Here is a 15,870-nt window from a genome sequence, read left to right on the forward strand (position 1 = left end):
TCAAATCTATGCACTCGACCAGAATTTGTGCGCTGGGACGCCACCAAAAAGCACTCTCCGTCTCTGGGGCTGCATACGCTGGGTCCGGGCGGCGTTCCAGCATGTCCTTTCTCCGCCGCGGATGACCTGAGTTCCAGCGACTCCGCTCCACAACACCACTGCCAACGACCCGGGAAATAAAAAGCCCGTCCTCTCGGACGGTGATAGGGTAAATATAGCGTGGAATCCAGCAGGTGTCAAACCTATGCAGTGGCTTAAATTTCCCGCGCTGGGCCGACGAAAACAACAGAGACTACATCGGCCCGCCGTGCATAAGGGGGCGACCCAGATCTGCCTGACCGCCCCCGCCACCGTTCTGGCCTAGTGCGCCACTTCCACGGCGCGGCTTTCCCGGACCACCGTGACCTGCACCTGCCCCGGATACTCCATGTCCTGCTCGACGCGTCCGGCGATCTCACGGGCCAGCAGGATGGCCTGCGCGTCCGTGACCTTCTCAGGCTGCACGATCACGCGCACCTCGCGCCCGGCCTGGATGGCGTAGGCCTGCTGCACGCCGGGAAACGACACAGCGATCTGCTCCAGCTGCTCCAGTCGGCGCACGTAGGATTCCAGCTCCTCGCGCCGCGCGCCGGGCCGGGCCGCACTGATGGCGTCGGCGGCGGCCACCAGCACGCTGTACAGCGTCTCGCCGTTTTCCGGGTCATGGTGGTGGGCAATCGCGTCGATGACCTCGTGGGCCTCACCGAACCGCCGGGCCAGGTTGATGCCGATCTCGACGTGCGTGCCCTCGATCTCGCGGTCGATGCTCTTGCCCACGTCGTGCATCAGGCCGGCGCGGCGGGCCAGGGCCGGGTCCAGACCCAGTTCGTCGGCCATGATGCCGGTCAGGTGCGCCACCTGAATGCTGTGCTTCAGGACGTTCTGGCCGTAGCTGGTGCGGAAGTACATGCGCCCCAGCAGTTGCGTCAGTCCCGGCTTGATGCCCATCACGCCCGCCTCGATGGCCGCCTCCTCGCCCTGCGCGTGGATGAAGGTCTTCATCTCGTCCTGCGCCTTGTGCACCATCTCCTCGATGCGGGTGGGGTGAATGCGTCCGTCGGCCACCAGCGCGTCCAGCACATGCTTGGCCACCTCGCGCCGCACCGGGTTGAAGCTCGAGAGAATCACCGCCTCGGGCGTGTCATCGATAATCAGGTCGACGCCGGTCAGGGCCTCGAAGGCGCGGATGTTGCGGCCCTCGCGCCCGATCAGGCGACCCTTCATGGCGTCGTTGGGAATCGGCACCACCGATACGCTCAGCGCAGCGCTCGTCTCGGAAGCGCTGCGCTGGATGGCCTGGGCAATGATGTGGCGGGCGTGCCGCTTGGCCTCCGCGACCGTGCGCTCCTGCATGGCCTTGACCCGGATGGCCTTTTCCTCTTCCAGCTCGTTTTCCAGGCGGCCCATGATCTCGTCGCGGGCCGCCTGCGGCGAGAGGTTGGCCACCTCGTACAGCTGCAGGTCCACCGCCCGGCCCCGCTCGGCCAGATCGGCCTCGTGCTCGGCCAGGGTGCGCGAACGCTCCTCGACCCGTTCTTCCAGTGAATCGAGCTTGTCGCCGCGGGCGTCGAGCTGCTCGGCCCGGCGATTGAGGCGCTCGATCTCGCGCTTGAGTTCCTCGCGCTCGGCCCGCGTTTCCTTGCGGTCCGCACTCAGCGCCTCGCGGTCACGCGACACCTCGGCCTTGGCCGCCGTCCGCTCGGCCTCGACCTGCGTCCTGAGCTTGGCGATCTCCTCGCGCTCCGCACTGAAGCGTGCCCCCAGCGCCGTAACCTGGGCTTCCCGCTCCCCGGCTTCCTGAATCCTTCTGGCTGCGTCCTGTCTGGCCTGGTCGGCCTGCTCCCGCGTGCTCCGCGCCTCGGCCTCTGCCGCCGCGCGAATCCGCTCCGCCTCTGCGCGGGCTTCCCGTTCCAGGCGGTCATCGGTTTCGGCCCGCTCCCGCAGACCCCGCGACTGTCCCCCGAAAAACCCGCCGACCAATCCGATCAGGAGCGCCACGATCATCCATAACATCGTTGGCATATCGGCTCCTTATGGTTCTGTTTCGGAGCAGCTCCCGGCCACGGAGGCCCGGCCCTACCCCGCAAAAAAGTGAGAAAAGACGAACGCCGGTTGAATTCGGACGTTCGCCTCGCAGTCTAGCCCCAAACATGAAGTCTGAAAGCGCTGTTGTTTCTCGGTCGGTGGTTTCTCTGGAATCTCTATGGGGTGGGGGTCTGCCGGGGCAGCACGGTTATTTCAGTGTGTCGCTGAAATAGGCCAGCATTTCGCGCCGGGCGTCCCGGCTGGCGTAGGTGTCGGCAATCTTGCCGTCCTTGAGCAGGAAACTATGCGGCTCACCCTGGTACACCGTAAGTTTGAAGTTCTTGTTCGCGGCGTCCAGCTTCTGGGCGTAGCTGTAGATTCCCGCGATGGGGCTGGGCTGGTCCCGGGTGCCGTGCAAGATCAGCAGCGGCGCGCTGAGCTGATCAATGAAAGCATTGGGAGCCTGGGGCTGCGTGGCTGTGCCGCCCGAATCGGGGAAGCCGTACCACGCCACGCCCGACTTAAACGCCTTCATCTGTGGCAGCAGCAGCATGGTGTAGCGCCCGCCCGCGCAGAAGCCGGTCAGGCCCACCGCGTTCATGTTCACGTCCCCGCGTGCGGCCAGGGTCTTCAGACCGTCTTCCACCAGCGCCTTCACGGTGGCGTCGCTCGGCCCCTTCTCGAAGGTCTGCCAGCCCAGCGCCAGCGTCACGTAGCCCGCCGCTGCCATCTCATCCACCAGATCCCTGTAACCCTGTTCCAGCCCGTTGAAGGAATGCAGCAGGATCACAGCGGCCTTCGGTGTCGCAGAGGCAGGCGCGGCCAGATAGCTCCTGTATGCCTTGCCACCGCTGGTCACGTCCAGATCAGCGCCTTTCACCGCCTGTCCCAGCGCGAGAGAGGAGAGGGCGAGGGCCGACATGGTCATGGCGTGCTTCAACATGGGTGAAACCTCCAGTGTCCACCTTAATGGGACAAATGGAGCCGGTGGGGTGGTCTGGGCCACCAGATGAAGAAACGCTCAGGATGCAGGAGGGGGCAGATACCAGCGTCCCTTGTGGGCCACTCTTCTGGTGAAGTGAATCGTCTTGGCGATGGATCTGGCAGCAGCAGGCGATCCGGGGGTAACCGATACGAATGCCAAACGACTCCGGGAGGGCTGCCACTTTATCAATGTAAGGAAATTAGCGGCGTCGTTCGCCCGTCTCCCCGCCCCTGCCAGTGGGCATAGCCAGCACGACAGTCAGCGGCGCAGCCAGGGAACGGCCCCACCAAAGCAAAACCCCCACCACAACGGGCGGGGGCTTTCTCAAGGCAGATTTGAGCTCAGAATTTACTTCTGGCTTTCCTTCTGCGCGTGGACCACCAGTTTCATGGGGATGGTCACTTCGGGGTGGGCGCGGTAGGCGATGTCGTACTCGCCAATTTCCTTGACGATCCTGGGCATCTCCAGCTTGCGCTTGTCGATGTCAAAGCCCAGCTGGTCCAGGGCGCCCGCCACGTCGGCGTGGGTGACGGCACCGTAGATCTTGCCTTCGCCCGCGCGAACGCTCATTTCCACGGCAACCCCGTTCAGGCGGCTGGCGAGGTCCTCGGCGGTGGCTTTTTCCTGGGCCTGAATCTTCTGGCGCGCGCGGATGCGGGCTTCCAGGCTCTTCATGTTGGCGGCGGTGGCGCTGGTGGCGATACCCTGCGGAATCAGCCAGTTGCGGGCGTACCCGTTCTTGACTTCCACAATGTCGCCGGTTTTGCCCAGCTTGCCGGGTTCCATCAGAATGACTTGCATCTGCTACCTCTCCTTACTTCCGAACCAGTTTCTCGGTGTAGGGCAGCAGGGCCAGCTGACGCGCAACCTTGATGGTCTGCGAAATGCGGCGCTGGTGCTTGGCCGAGAGGCCGGTGCGGCGGCGAGGAAGAATCTTGCCGGTGTCGGAGACAAACCGGCGCAGCATCTTCACGTCTTTGTAGTCGGTAATTTCAAGTTCCCCGATGGAGAAGGGGTCAACCTTGGGCTTGCGGGGACGCTTGGGCCCCTTGCCACGCGGTTTGCGGTCGCTGGATTGCGTCATATGTTCCTTGTGCCTGCTGGGTTCCTACAAATAGTTCAGAACGGCAGGTCTTCTTCTTCCGGTGGGAAATCGTCGAGACCTTGGTCAATATCTAAGCCGCCCGAACGGTTCCCCGTGTTCGCCGCCCGGCCCTGATCCTGGCCGTAGCCGCTGCTCTGGGTCTGGGGGCGCGCCGCACTGCTCGCGGTCTGCGTGCGAGGTCCGGCGGGGGTGGCTGCGGGGGTACCGGTTCCCGCGCCTCGGGACAGGGCTTCGACTCGCGTCGCCTCTACTTTGGTGGAGTTGCGTTTGTTGCCGTCCCGGTCAGTCCAGCTCTCGTTGACCAGTCGGCCCTTGACCATCACGGGGTCACCCTTGCGCAGCTCTTTCATGGCCTCGGCCAGTTCGCGCCACAAGGTTACGTCTACCCAGTGGGTCTTTTCCTGCTTGTTGCCCTGACGGTCATTCCACGTCTCGTTCACGGCCAAACCGATTCCGAGCACGGCGTCTCCGGCGGGGGTGTAGCGCAGTTCGGGGTCGCGAACGACATTGCCGACCAACACCACTTCGTTCAGCCCGTTGCCCATACGAACGCCGCCTCCGGCGTCCTGGATCAGTTCGGGCTGGGCATCCAGACCTTCCATGCGCAGGGCCTTGACCTTGATTGCGCTCCGCTTGCCACCTTCGGGGGCTTCCCAGGAGCTGTAGTCCAGAGCGCCTTCAACCATCACGGCGTCGCCGCCTTTCAGGTTGCGCTCGGCCTGCCACTCGGCGGGCTTGCCCAGAATGGACACGCGGTGATACCACGGCAGGCTCCGCTCACGTCCGTCGTTGCCGACGACGCGGTCTTCTCCGGCCACAGTGGCCTCGAAAACGGCGGTTCCGTTGGGGGTATAACGCAGTTCGGGATCGCGGGCGAGTGCGCCGACTAGATACACATGGTTCATGCCTCGGGCCATAACAGTGTTCTCCTTGGTGGCTGGCTGGATACGTGATGTATCCGTACTTGGGGCTTTAGCGTGGCTGGCAGTGGGGCCCTGTGCGGGTTAGGAAAACTGTAACAAGGCGGCCAAGTTCTGTCAAGAGCGTAACGCTCCCAGCAACCTTCAGGCCTTCTTGGTCTTCCATTCCGGGCGGTCCTTGACCACCAGGACGCGGCGCACGTGGTCACGCAGGCGCAGGGTGCTGGCGATCTCCTTTTCAGGGTTGCCGCCGGCCTTGATGGTGTACATCAGGTAATAGCCCTCGCGGTCCTTCTCGATGGCGTAAGCCAGGCGGCGGTTGCCGACGTCGTCGAGGTTGCTCATCTCGGCCCCGTTGTTCTTCAACGTGGTCTCGATGTAATCCTTCTCGATTTGCACCTGCTCGGCGCTGAGGTTGGGGTTCAGGATCAGGTTCAGGTCGTACTGGTTCATAGTTCACCTCGCTTCACGCCGTGTCCGGGCAAGGTCAGGCCTCGCCATACAGCGCAACTCACCACTTTATCAGACCGCCTGGGCCGGCGCTAGGGGGTGGGCCGGGCATCATCCCACCCTGTCCAGACACAGCGCGGCCCCTCCCCTGGCCGCAGGGAGGGGCCGCGCTCAGGCGCGGTTTACTGGCTTACTTCAGCACTTCCAGCGCCTTTCTCAGGATGGCGTCGTTCTGGACGTCCACCACGGCCTCGCCCTGGGTGGCGCTCTTGCCGGGGCGCTTGGCCTCGCCGGTGTAGGTGAACTTGCCGTCCTTGTCGGCGGTGACGGTCACGGGCTTACCGTCCACATTCAGGGTGATCTTCTCGCCGGCCTTCAGCCCGCTGCCGGCGAAGTTCAGGGGCGCGATGTAGCGGGTGTCGGCCACCACGATGTCGGGGGTGATGCCCTTCTTGTGAATCTGACGGCCCTTGGGGGTCAGCCATTCGTTGGCGACGATGGCGATCTTGCCGCCGTCGGGCAGGTTCAGGGGAATCTGGGCCACGCCCTTGCCGAAGGTCTGCTCGCCAATCACCTGGGCGCGGTCCACGTCCTGCAGCGCGCCGGACACCACCTCGCTGGCCGAGGCGCTGTTCTTGTTGACCAGCACCACCAGCTTGCCGGTGTAATCGGTCTTCTGGTTGCTGGCCCGGCCAAAGACCTCGGTCTTCTTGTTGCGGTCCCGCAGGCTCACGATAGGTCCGGTCTGCATGAACTGGTCCGCCACGTCGACCCCGGCGTTCAGCAGCCCGCCGCCGTTGTCGCGCATGTCCAGGATCAGCTTGGTCACGTTCTTCTTCTTCATGTCGGCCACGGCGGCGCGGAACTGCTGGCTGACCTTCTCGTTGTAGAAGGTGTTCAGGGCGATGTACCCCACGTTGCCCGGCAGGATGGTCTGCTCCACGTCCACGATGGTCACCGGCTGGCGCTCCATCTTGACGGTGTAGGGCTTGCCGTTGCGGGCGAAGGTGATGGTGACGGTGGTGCCTTGCTTGCCGCGCACCAGCCGCACGATGTCATTGAGCTTGCTGTTGATGACTTCCGTGTTGTCCACCTTGACAAACACGTCGCCGATCTGCACCCCCGCGCCAATGGCCGCGCCGGTCTTGAACACGTTGTCGATCTTGCCGCCGGTGCCGTCCGCATTGGCGGCGATCAGCTGCACGCCGATGCCGTAGAAGTTGCCGGCCAGGTTCTCCTGATCAATGGCGTTGTCCTCGGGCTGGCTGTAGTACGTGAACTCGTCGTTCAGGCTGCCCACCGCGCCGTTGATCGCCCCGCGCAGCAACTTTTCCTCGTCAATCGGGTACAGGTAATACTGCTTGAGGTCACCGATCACTTCCAGCAGCGTCTTGCCGATGGGCGTGCTGCTCAGTTTGGCTTGGCTGTAGCCGCCGAGCTGGGCGTAGGCGACTGCGGCGGTGGCCGCAACGGCCGCCCCCACCATGGTCAGGCGTTTGGCATTCACCCGTCCAGAATAGTGCGCCGCCGGTCGCGGCCATTGAAGTGCAGGTGACAGGCCCGGCTCAGAAAAAGCTCAGGCTGCGGCGGGCCAGGGCAGGGAGCCACAATGCTGAGAGCCGCCCTGAGCCTCCCTTCATGGTCTGGGCTATGCTGGGACGTGACCATGAGCAGCCCCCCCCACCCCGTCCCGCCGCGCCGCGCCGGAGCGTCCGCGTGATCCAGTTTCATAGCGTGACCCTGTCGTACCCCGTGACCCGCACGCTGGCACTGGACGACGTGAGCCTGGAGATCGCCAAGGGCGAGTTCGCGTATCTGGTGGGGCATTCGGGGGCGGGCAAGAGCAGCTTCATGAATCTGGTGCTCAAACGGGCGCTGCCCACCCGCGGCGAGGTCCGGGTGGCCGGACAGTCGCTGCGCCATTACCGGGGCCGCCGAACCGCCCTGCTGCGCCGCCGCATGGGCACGGTGTTTCAGGACAACCTGCTGCTCTCGCACCTGAACGCCTACGACAACGTGGCCTTCGCGCTGCGGGTCACCGGCGTGCACCAGCGCGAGTGGCCCACGCGGGTCACGGCGGCGCTGCGGACGGTGGGGCTGGAGCACAAGAAGTACGCCCTGCCGGTGCAGCTGTCGCAGGGCGAGCAGCAGCGCGTGGCGATTGCCCGCGCCATCGTGTCTGACCCGCCGCTGCTGCTGGCCGACGAGCCCACCGGCAACCTGGACCCCGAGAACAGCCGCGAGGTGCTGAAGGTGCTGCAAAACGTCAACCTGCGGGGCACCACCGTGGTCGTCGCCACCCACGCCCGCGATCTGGTGGAAAGCTACCGCCACCGCACCCTGACGCTGCGCAAGGGCAAACTGGTGCGCGACGATCCCTACGGCGGGTACGCCCTGTGAGCGGAAGCGAAACCGGCCGCCATCCTCTCCTCCAGGCCTCCTCCCCGTCCGGGAGCGGCCAGTGATCTACCACCTCCGTCAGGCGCTGCTGGCGATGCGCGGCAATTTCACGGCCACGCTGGCGACGCTGGTAACCATGACGCTGACGCTGCTGATGCTGGGCTTCGTGCTGCTGCTGACGCTGAACGTGAACCGCACGCTGGGCCAGCTGGAATCGCAGGTGGAGGTGGCGGCCTTCCTGACGCCCGATGCAGACGACGCCGGGCTGCTGGCGCAGGTCCGGAGCCTGCCGCAGGTGCGCGAGGCCCGGCTGGTGACCAGCGCCGAGGTGCTGGAGGAGATGAGCCAGACCTCGCCCTACACCCGCGACGCGGCGGGGCTGGTGGGCAACCCCTTTCCCGACACCCTGCGGATGAAGGTCAGCCGGGTGGGCGACTCGCGCACGGTGGCGGCGGCGGTGGCGGAACTGACCGGCGTGGACGGCGTGGAGTACGGCGCAGGTTATGTGGACCCCACGGTCAAGACCCTGACCGCCGTGCGCGGCGCGGGCTACGCGCTGGTGGGCCTGCTGCTGCTGGGCACGCTGTTCAACATCCTGAATGCCGTGCGGGTGGCGATGTACGCCCGCCGCGACGAAATCAGCGTAATGCGGCTGCTGGGGGCCACGCGGTCGTTTATCCGCATGCCGCACGTGATTGAGGGCCTGATCGTGGGCCTGCTGGCCGCCGCCCTGGCGCTGGCCCTGCTGACCCCGGCGTATCTGGGGCTGGCCGGACGGGTGCGCGAGCTGGCCCCGGTGCTGCCGGTGGTGACTGACACCGATACCCTGCTGCCGGTGCTGGGCGGCGTGGCGGGGCTAGGCATCCTGATCGGCTTTCTGGGCAGCCTGTTTGCCAGCCGGCGCTACCTGCGGGAGCTGGAGTAGTGGGGGGCGCGGCGCGCGCGGCCGCCACGCTGCTGCTGGGCGCCCTGCTGCTGGGCCAGGGGGCCGGGGCGCAGACCACCTCCCAGAAGTTGCAGCAATTGCAGCAAGAGTTGCAACAGCAAAAGCAGCTGAGCGCGGCGCAGGCCACAGAACTGAACCGCATCCGCCGCAGCATCCAGAACCTCAGCGCCCAGCAGAAACAGGCGCTGGCGCAGCTCGACACGCTGGCCGGTCAGGTCGCCAACCTGGAAAACGAGCTGGCGGTCCTGAACACCCGCACCGCGCTGGCAGAGCGGCAACTGGCCGACACCACCTCTCAGCTGGGGGTTACGACCGCCCGCGTCGAGCGTCTCAAGGGCGACGTGCGCGAGATCCTGAACATCCAGTACCGCAGCCGCAGCAACGATTACCTGGGGCTGCTGTCACAGTCGCGCAGCCTCTCGGACCTGCTGATCCGGCTGCGCTACGCCAACATGGCCGGGCAGTACAACACCCGCATCATCGAGAATCTGCGCGAAGAGGTGGCGGCGCTGGACACGCAGCGCAGTCAGCAGGCGCAGCAGACCCAGACCCTCAAGGACATCGGGGCGCAGCGCAACGCGGCCTTGGGGCGCCTGAAGGCGCGGCGCGGCGAGCAAAGCCGCCTGCTGGCCAGCCTGCGTGACAGCGAGCAGGGCCAGCGCGCCCTGGCGACGCAGCGGCAGGCGGACCGCGCCCTGACCGCCCGCACCATCGACGGCCTGATCACCCAGGTCACGGCCGAACGCCAGCGCATCGAGGCCGAGCGCCAGCGCCGCCTGGAAGAGGAGCGCAAGCGCCGCGAGGAGGAGGCCCGCCGCATTCGCGTGGCCCAGGAACGGGCCCGCCAGGAGGCCATCCGGCTGGCGGCCATCCGCGCCGAGCAGGAGCGTGTGGCCCGTGAACAGGCCGCCCAGCGCGCACGCGAGGCCGCCGAACGCGCCCGGCAAGAGGCCGCGCAGCAGGCCCAGGCGCAGGCCAGGGCGCAGGCCGCCCGCGACGCCCGGGCGCAGGCCCAGCGCGAACAGCAGCAGCGCGCCCGCGAACAGCAGTTACGCCGCGAGCAGGAGGCGCTGCAGCAGCGCGGTCAACAGGTGCAGGCCGCACAGGACCGCGTGGAACAGGAGTTGCAGCCGCTGCCAGCGTTGAGCGGCCCGCTGGGGTTTCCGTTGCCCGGCGGGCAGATCAGCGCCCCTTACGGCAGCGGCGGCTCGCCCTGGGTGGTGTTGGCCGGGTCCGACGGCGCGCAGGCAGTGGCCGCGCTGGAAGGCAACGTGCTGGCCGTGACCTACTACGCCTCGCTGGGCTGGGTGGTGCTGGTGGACCACTCCAGCGCCATCAGCGCGTATTTCGGGCTGGCCGAACCGCTGGTCAGCGTGGGCAACCGCGTGTCGCGCGGCGCGCCGCTGGGCACGGTGGGCGGCTCGCAGATCATCGGGCCGCAGCGCATGGCCTTTCAGTACCGGCTGGGCGGCGAGGCCGTGAATCCGCGCTTCTAGCCAGGGCAGCGCGACCCGCCAGTAGCCTATGACTGCCTCAGATTTGCCCAATCAAACAGCCAGAACCTGCAACGTGTACTTCACGCTGTTCCGCGATGCCAACCGGAACGGCACGCCCGAGAGCAGAGAGGGACTGTTCAACACCCACAGCATCTACAGCTGCGCCGACACGGCCTTCACCTACAGCTTCAGCAGCATGGACGGCACCTCGGTGGAGCGGGGCAGCCACGCCTGGCCAGTACCGCTGACCTGGGCCTCACCGTTCGCCCGCACGAGTCGACCAATCGGCTGATCTCAATGGGTCTGGAGGGTCTGAAATGAAGCGCCTGAACCTGACGGTCTTGGCCGGGGTGGGTCTGCTGCTGGCGTCCTGCTCGGCCGGCAGTCCCGCCGCACCCGACGGCGGCCGCCCACCGCTGCCAACCGGCGTGGAGGTCCGTTTTCCCGCCGCCCCCGCCAACGCCTACCTGTCGCTGCTGGCCGGGGACGGCAGGAGCGTGTACCAGTTGAGCGTAACAGCCGGGGCCACCCGCAGCGAGGCCAATCCAGACGGCTGGAAGGCCGAGGAGAAGAACGCGCAGGACGCGGCACTGGTGCTGCCCACCGGCATCGTGGAAGGCAGCCTGAACTTCAACGCGGGCGACGCCACGGTGCTGTTTCTGCACTGGGCCATGTGGCGGGACGCAAACACCAACGGCGTCCGCGACGACGGCGAGACGCTGAACCTGATGACCCATGACCGCGTGACCTATGCCAGCCAGCCGGTCACCGCGACTTTCAGCACCACCACGCCCGACATGCAGCAGACCTGGAACCTGAAGGCAGGCTGGTCCCGCGCCGAGCATTACGTCTACCTGCCGGGGGGCAGCAGGACCTACCGGCGCAGCCTGGAAAGCAGCGCCGTGCAGCGCTACACCCTGCACGTGGACACCCCGTTCACCAGCCAGTAACGGATGGACGGGAGGGACGACGATGTTTCAAAGCGAGTCCCGCCCAGCCCGCACCTTAAATATTTATTAAGGCAGGTTGCGATGACCCGACGTTAAGCTGTTCGGCAACGAGGGAGTAGCCACCTGCAAACGCAGGGGAATGTGTCGTCAGTACGGGCCCCAATCCCGGTGCATTCCATAATCGGCAAGACTCGGCACGCGAAGACGTGTCGGGCTTTTTTTATCCCTGATTCCCGCCCCCGGTGGCGTCTTCGGTGCAAGGAGACGACCATGGATCTTTCTTTTCTGACAATGAGCGAGTGGCTGGGCAAACCCGCGTGGATGTGGGGCATGTTCCTGAGCGTGGTTCTCGCGCTGATGGCCTTTGACCTGGGGGTGCTGGAACGGCGCCGCAGGAGCAGACTGGCCCCGGACGACGACGGGGTGATGGGCGTGGGCCAGAGCCTGTGGCTGTCGGCGTTCTACATCGCCATCGCGCTGATCTACGGGGTGTGGGTGTGGTTCACGCTGGGCCGCGAGTCGGGTATGGCGTTCTACACCGGCTTCGCGCTGGAAAAGGCGCTGGCGCTGGACAACGTGTTTGTGATCAGCCTGATCTTCGCCTTCTTCGCCATTCCGCTGAAGCTACAGCGGCGCGTGCTGCTGTGGGGCATCATCGGCGTGATTGTGTTGCGCGCCATCATGATCGGGCTGGGCACGGCGCTGGTCACGCAGTTCGACTGGGTGCTGTGGATCTTCGGGGCGTTCCTGCTGTTCACGGGCATCAAGATGCTCAGGAGCGGGGACGAGGAGCACGACTTTTCCAACAACCGGCTGCTGATCTGGCTGCGCCGGCACCTGCGCGTCACCGACCAGCTGCACGGCGAGCGCTTCATCGTCAAGAAGGAAGTGGGCGGCAGGCTCAGGACCTTCGCCACGCCGCTGATGCTGGCGCTGATCATGGTGGAAACCGCCGACGTGATCTTCGCCGTGGACTCGATTCCGGCCATCTTCGCCATCACGCAGGACCCGTTTATCGTCTACACCTCCAACATCTTCGCCATCCTGGGCCTGCGGGCGCTGTACTTCGCACTGGCCGCCATGGTTCACCGCTTCGAGTACCTCAAGCCTGCGCTGTCGCTGGTGCTGGTGTTTATCGGCCTCAAGATCTTCTACTCGCAACTGTGGGGCAAGCTGGACCCGGCCATCAGCCTGGGTGTGACCCTGAGCCTGCTGGCCGGCGGCGTGATCGTCAGCCTGATCAAGACCCGTCCGCCCGTAAGTGAGCCGCCCACCTCGGCCTGATCGCGGCTTCTCAAGAAGGGGAGAGAAACAGACGCGCTCTGTTTCTCTCCCCTTCCCTGGCTGCCCGGCAGGACATCGTCCCAGACAAGCCTGTAGCGCACTCAGTCTCAGTCTCGCGCAGGCACCGCGCACTGCCCGTCCTCGCAGCCGTCGGCCTCGGTGGCGGAACCCAGCAAGGTCAGGGGGGCGGGGTGCGTCTCATTCCAGACCTGCTCGAGGGCGGCGCCCAGTACCTCTGGCCCCTGCGCGCCGCTCACGCCGTACTTGCCGCCCAATACGAAGAACGGCACACCGCTGATGCCCAGCGCCTGGGCCTGCGCCTCGTCCTGGCGCACGTCGCCTGCGTACTGCCCGCCTTCCAGGGCGGCGCGGACCCCGGCGGCGTTCAGGCCGACGTCCCCCGCCAGTGCCACCAGCGTGTTCACGTCGCCCACGTCCTGGCCCTCGGACATGTAGGCGCGCAGCAGCCGCTCCTTCATGGCGTCCTGCTGGCCGTGCTCAGCGGCCAGATGAAGCAGCTGGTGCGCCAGGAAGGTGTTGGTCAGGCGCGTGTTCTCGAAGTGGTACTCCAGCCCTTCGTCTGCCGCCGTGCGGGTCATGTTGTCCATCATCTCCTGGGCCTGGGCGGGGCTGCGGCCATACTTGCGGGCCAGCGCGTCGCGCATAGAATGCGGATTGCCCACCGGCGCGGAGGGATCAAGCTCGAAGCTGTGCCACACCACCTCTACCTGATCTTTCTGGGGAAAGTCGCTCAGGGCCGCCTCGAGGCGCCGCTTGCCGATGTAGCACCACGGGCAGGCGATGTCGGACCAGATATCCACCCGGAGCCTGCCGGGCACAGAGGGCGTGAAGGGATTGGCAGCAGTGGCAGTCATGGCCACATCATACTCTAGTTTAGAAAACAAAGCATAAACTGGCGCACAAATGCCGTGCCTGAGGGTTCTTCAGGACACGCGCTGCGCTGCCGCCGGTGACGGTCTGCACGCCTGTCCCCCGCGGAGACGGCGTACAGTGCAGGACGTGCATGAACTGTTGCCGCAGCCCATCACCCTGCAAGTCGGGCTGCACTGGCTGGACCTGATCGGGGTGCTGGCCTTTGCGCTGTCGGGGGCACTGCTGGCCGTCCGCAAGCGCTTCGATCTGTTCGGGGTGCTGGTGCTGGGCTGCGTGACGGCGGTGGGCGGCGGCGCGATCCGCGACACCCTCACCGGGCAGACGCCGCCGCTGTTTCTGCGCGACGAGACGTACCTGTACGCGGCGCTGCTGGGATCAGTGCTGGCCTTCGGCTTCGGCGAGCGGCTGGCGCGGTTCGAGCGGACCATCAGTCTGTTCGACTCGGCGGGGCTGGCGCTGTTTGCCGCCTCGGGGGCGCTGGGGGCCATCAACTTCGGGCTGGGCCCGCTGGGCGTGGTGTTTACCGGGGCGATCAGCGGCGTGGGCGGCGGCATCATCCGCGACCTGATTGCCAATGAGGTGCCCGAGGTGATGTACCGCCGCGATCAGCTGTACGCCACGGCGGCGGCGGCGGGCGCTCTGGCGGTGCTGCTGCTGCACCCGCACGTCACGCCGTTTCAGTCCCAGCTGGGCGGCGTGCTGACCGTGATCGCACTGCGCTGGATTTCCCGCCGGGGCTGGGTGAACTTGCCGGTCCGCCGGTTGCCGGGGGGCTGAGGTGTCAACGACGTCTCCCCTTCCCAGGGCCGACTGGGGCTGCACGGCCGCAGGGCGCAGCGCTGCACCCTTCAACTGACCCGCAGTTACTGCCTCTGCCGTACAGCCCACCGTCTCGCCGTGCCCGACACGCTAGAACGCTCCGGATGATTCACGACTCGCGCATCCAGCCCCTGCGGCCCGGCACGCCAGGACCCGGCCGATTCGTCCTGCTGTGGGTGCAGGCCAGCGCGCGGACCCGCGACAACCACGCGCTGGAATACGCCGTGCGGCGGGCCAATAACCTGGGCCTGCCCCTGGTGGCGGTGTTCGGCCTGACCCCCGACTACCCGGAGGCCAACGCCCGGCACTTCCAGTATCTGCTTGAAGGGCTGCGCGATCTGCGCGTGAATCTGGCGGCGCGCGGCGTTCCGCTGTCGATCCGGATGGGCAGGCCGCCCGAGGTCGCGCTGGAGGCGGCCCGCGAGGGTGCGGCGCTGGTGGTCACCGACGTGGGCTACCTGAACCTTCAGCGGGCATGGCGGGACTGGCTGAAGGCCCAGCTGGAAGTCCCCTTCGTGCAGGTGGAGTCCGAGGCTGTGATTCCCGTTCGCACCGTCAGCGGCAGGCTGGAATACGCGGCGCGCACCATCCGGCCAAAGCTTCACCGGCTGCTAGGCGACTACCTCGTGCCGCTCGAAGAACAGGAGCTGAGGGCGCAGACGAACGACTGGGAGATGGGGCTGGACGTGGGCGATCCGGCGGCGCTGGTCCGCACCCTGCCGGTGGACCACAGCGTGCCTCCCGGCAGTGAGGTGGGCGGCGAGGACGCGGCGCTGGAACGGGTAGAGGAATTCATCAGCCTGGATCTGGCGCAGTACGGCGCGCGTCGCAGCGACCCCACGGTAGAGGGCAGCAGCCGCCTGAGCGCGTTCCTGCATTACGGCCACCTCTCGCCGCTGACTGCCGCCCTGGCCGCCCAGGAACACGGCGGCCCCGGCGCGGACATCTTTCTGGAAGAACTGATCGTGCGCCGGGAACTGAGTTTCAACCTGTGCACCTTCAACCCGCAGTATGACCAGTACGACGGACTGCCCGAATGGTCCCGCAGGACGCTGGAGGAACACGCTGGAGACAGACGCGAGCATGTATACACCTGTGAACAGCTGGACGCCGCGCAGACCCACGATCCATATTGGAACGCCGCGCAAACCCAGATGGTGCGGACCGGGCGCATGCACAACTACATGCGGATGTACTGGGGCAAGAAGATTGTGGAATGGACGCCTGACCCCCGCACCGCCCACGCCGAGATGCTGTGGCTGAACAACCGCCACGAGCAGGACGGGCGAGATCCCAACAGCTACGCAGGCCTGGGCTGGGTGCTGGGCCTGCATGACCGCCCCTGGGCACGCCGCCCAATTTTCGGCACCGTGCGCTACATGAATGCAGGCGGCCTGAAGCGCAAATTCGATGCTGATGCTTACGCCGCCCGCTGGACCTGAGACGAACTGCGGCTGAATTGCCCACCTCAATCCGCCTGGAAGGACAAAAAATTCGGTTGACGCCCTAGAGGCTGGAGGACAGGCCATCCAAAATTGCGGGAGGGACTCTGCTGGG

At 66.1% G+C, this 15,870-nt stretch carries 16 protein-coding genes; 8 read left to right on the forward strand and 8 right to left on the reverse strand.

The annotated features are described in order from the left end of the window. Positions 1–360: 360 nt before the first annotated feature. The 7 genes from rny to IEY31_RS07120 all read right to left on the reverse strand — a co-directional run bounded on the left by rny (position 361) and on the right by IEY31_RS07120 (position 7,031). Positions 361–2,061: a ribonuclease Y gene (gene rny, locus IEY31_RS07090; protein ID WP_188970403.1), complete on the reverse strand. Its 1,701-nt coding sequence runs from the start codon at positions 2,059–2,061 to the stop codon at positions 361–363. A gap of 211 nt (positions 2,062–2,272) precedes the next feature. Further along, the gene (locus IEY31_RS07095; RefSeq protein ID WP_229723389.1) at positions 2,273–3,007 is read right to left on the reverse strand and encodes a dienelactone hydrolase family protein; all 735 of its coding nucleotides are present in this window, start codon (positions 3,005–3,007) and stop codon (positions 2,273–2,275) included. Between the two features lie 390 nt (positions 3,008–3,397). After that, positions 3,398–3,850 (reverse strand): 50S ribosomal protein L9, encoded by a 453-nt coding sequence (rplI, locus tag IEY31_RS07100; protein ID WP_188970404.1) that lies wholly within the window; start codon positions 3,848–3,850, stop codon positions 3,398–3,400. Positions 3,851–3,863: 13 nt separating this feature from the next. After that, the gene (rpsR, locus tag IEY31_RS07105; RefSeq protein ID WP_029477417.1) at positions 3,864–4,133 is read right to left on the reverse strand and encodes a 30S ribosomal protein S18; all 270 of its coding nucleotides are present in this window, start codon (positions 4,131–4,133) and stop codon (positions 3,864–3,866) included. A 35-nt stretch (positions 4,134–4,168) separates the two neighbouring features. Continuing rightward, positions 4,169–5,071 (reverse strand): single-stranded DNA-binding protein, encoded by a 903-nt coding sequence (locus IEY31_RS07110; RefSeq protein ID WP_188970405.1) that lies wholly within the window; start codon positions 5,069–5,071, stop codon positions 4,169–4,171. 147 nt (positions 5,072–5,218) lie between these two features. Beyond that, on the reverse strand, positions 5,219–5,527 hold the full coding sequence (rpsF, locus tag IEY31_RS07115; RefSeq protein WP_188970406.1) for a 30S ribosomal protein S6: 309 nt from the start codon (positions 5,525–5,527) through the stop codon (positions 5,219–5,221). Positions 5,528–5,714: 187 nt separating this feature from the next. Further along, positions 5,715–7,031 (reverse strand): S41 family peptidase, encoded by a 1,317-nt coding sequence (locus tag IEY31_RS07120; protein ID WP_188970408.1) that lies wholly within the window; start codon positions 7,029–7,031, stop codon positions 5,715–5,717. Between the two features lie 209 nt (positions 7,032–7,240). Here IEY31_RS07120 and ftsE point away from each other — a divergent pair, with 209 nt between their 5' ends. The 6 genes from ftsE (at position 7,241) to IEY31_RS07150 (ending at position 12,600) form a co-directional block, all read left to right on the forward strand. Continuing rightward, on the forward strand, positions 7,241–7,924 hold the full coding sequence (gene ftsE, locus IEY31_RS07125) for a cell division ATP-binding protein FtsE (protein ID WP_188970410.1): 684 nt from the start codon (positions 7,241–7,243) through the stop codon (positions 7,922–7,924). A 61-nt stretch (positions 7,925–7,985) separates the two neighbouring features. Further along, positions 7,986–8,849, forward strand: coding sequence for a cell division protein FtsX (locus IEY31_RS07130; protein ID WP_229723390.1), 864 nt, complete (start codon positions 7,986–7,988; stop codon positions 8,847–8,849). Beyond that, positions 8,849–10,366, forward strand: a complete 1,518-nt coding sequence (locus IEY31_RS07135) for a murein hydrolase activator EnvC family protein (RefSeq protein WP_188970412.1) — start codon at positions 8,849–8,851, stop codon at positions 10,364–10,366. Before IEY31_RS07130 ends, IEY31_RS07135 begins: the two co-directional genes overlap by 1 nt. Before the next feature lie 28 nt (positions 10,367–10,394). Beyond that, on the forward strand, positions 10,395–10,658 hold the full coding sequence (locus IEY31_RS07140; RefSeq protein ID WP_188970414.1) for a hypothetical protein: 264 nt from the start codon (positions 10,395–10,397) through the stop codon (positions 10,656–10,658). Positions 10,659–10,683: 25 nt separating this feature from the next. Continuing rightward, on the forward strand, positions 10,684–11,316 hold the full coding sequence (locus IEY31_RS07145; protein ID WP_188970416.1) for a hypothetical protein: 633 nt from the start codon (positions 10,684–10,686) through the stop codon (positions 11,314–11,316). A gap of 270 nt (positions 11,317–11,586) precedes the next feature. Next, positions 11,587–12,600 (forward strand): TerC family protein, encoded by a 1,014-nt coding sequence (locus tag IEY31_RS07150; RefSeq protein ID WP_188970417.1) that lies wholly within the window; start codon positions 11,587–11,589, stop codon positions 12,598–12,600. 107 nt (positions 12,601–12,707) lie between these two features. Here the strand turns inward: IEY31_RS07150 and IEY31_RS07155 are convergent, their stop codons facing one another. Continuing rightward, positions 12,708–13,475 (reverse strand): DsbA family oxidoreductase, encoded by a 768-nt coding sequence (locus tag IEY31_RS07155; protein WP_188970419.1) that lies wholly within the window; start codon positions 13,473–13,475, stop codon positions 12,708–12,710. 145 nt (positions 13,476–13,620) lie between these two features. Between IEY31_RS07155 and IEY31_RS07160 the strand changes: the two genes are divergently transcribed. Both IEY31_RS07160 and IEY31_RS07165 read left to right on the forward strand, forming a co-directional pair. Continuing rightward, entirely contained in the window at positions 13,621–14,271 is a 651-nt protein-coding gene (locus tag IEY31_RS07160; protein WP_229723391.1) for a trimeric intracellular cation channel family protein, read from the forward strand. Between the two features lie 146 nt (positions 14,272–14,417). Next, complete coding sequence (locus IEY31_RS07165) at positions 14,418–15,755, forward strand: deoxyribodipyrimidine photo-lyase (RefSeq protein WP_188970422.1); 1,338 nt, start codon at positions 14,418–14,420, stop codon at positions 15,753–15,755. Positions 15,756–15,870 lie beyond the last annotated feature (115 nt).

The organism is Deinococcus aerolatus, assembly GCF_014647055.1.
In the GTDB taxonomy this organism is placed as follows: domain Bacteria; phylum Deinococcota; class Deinococci; order Deinococcales; family Deinococcaceae; genus Deinococcus; species Deinococcus aerolatus.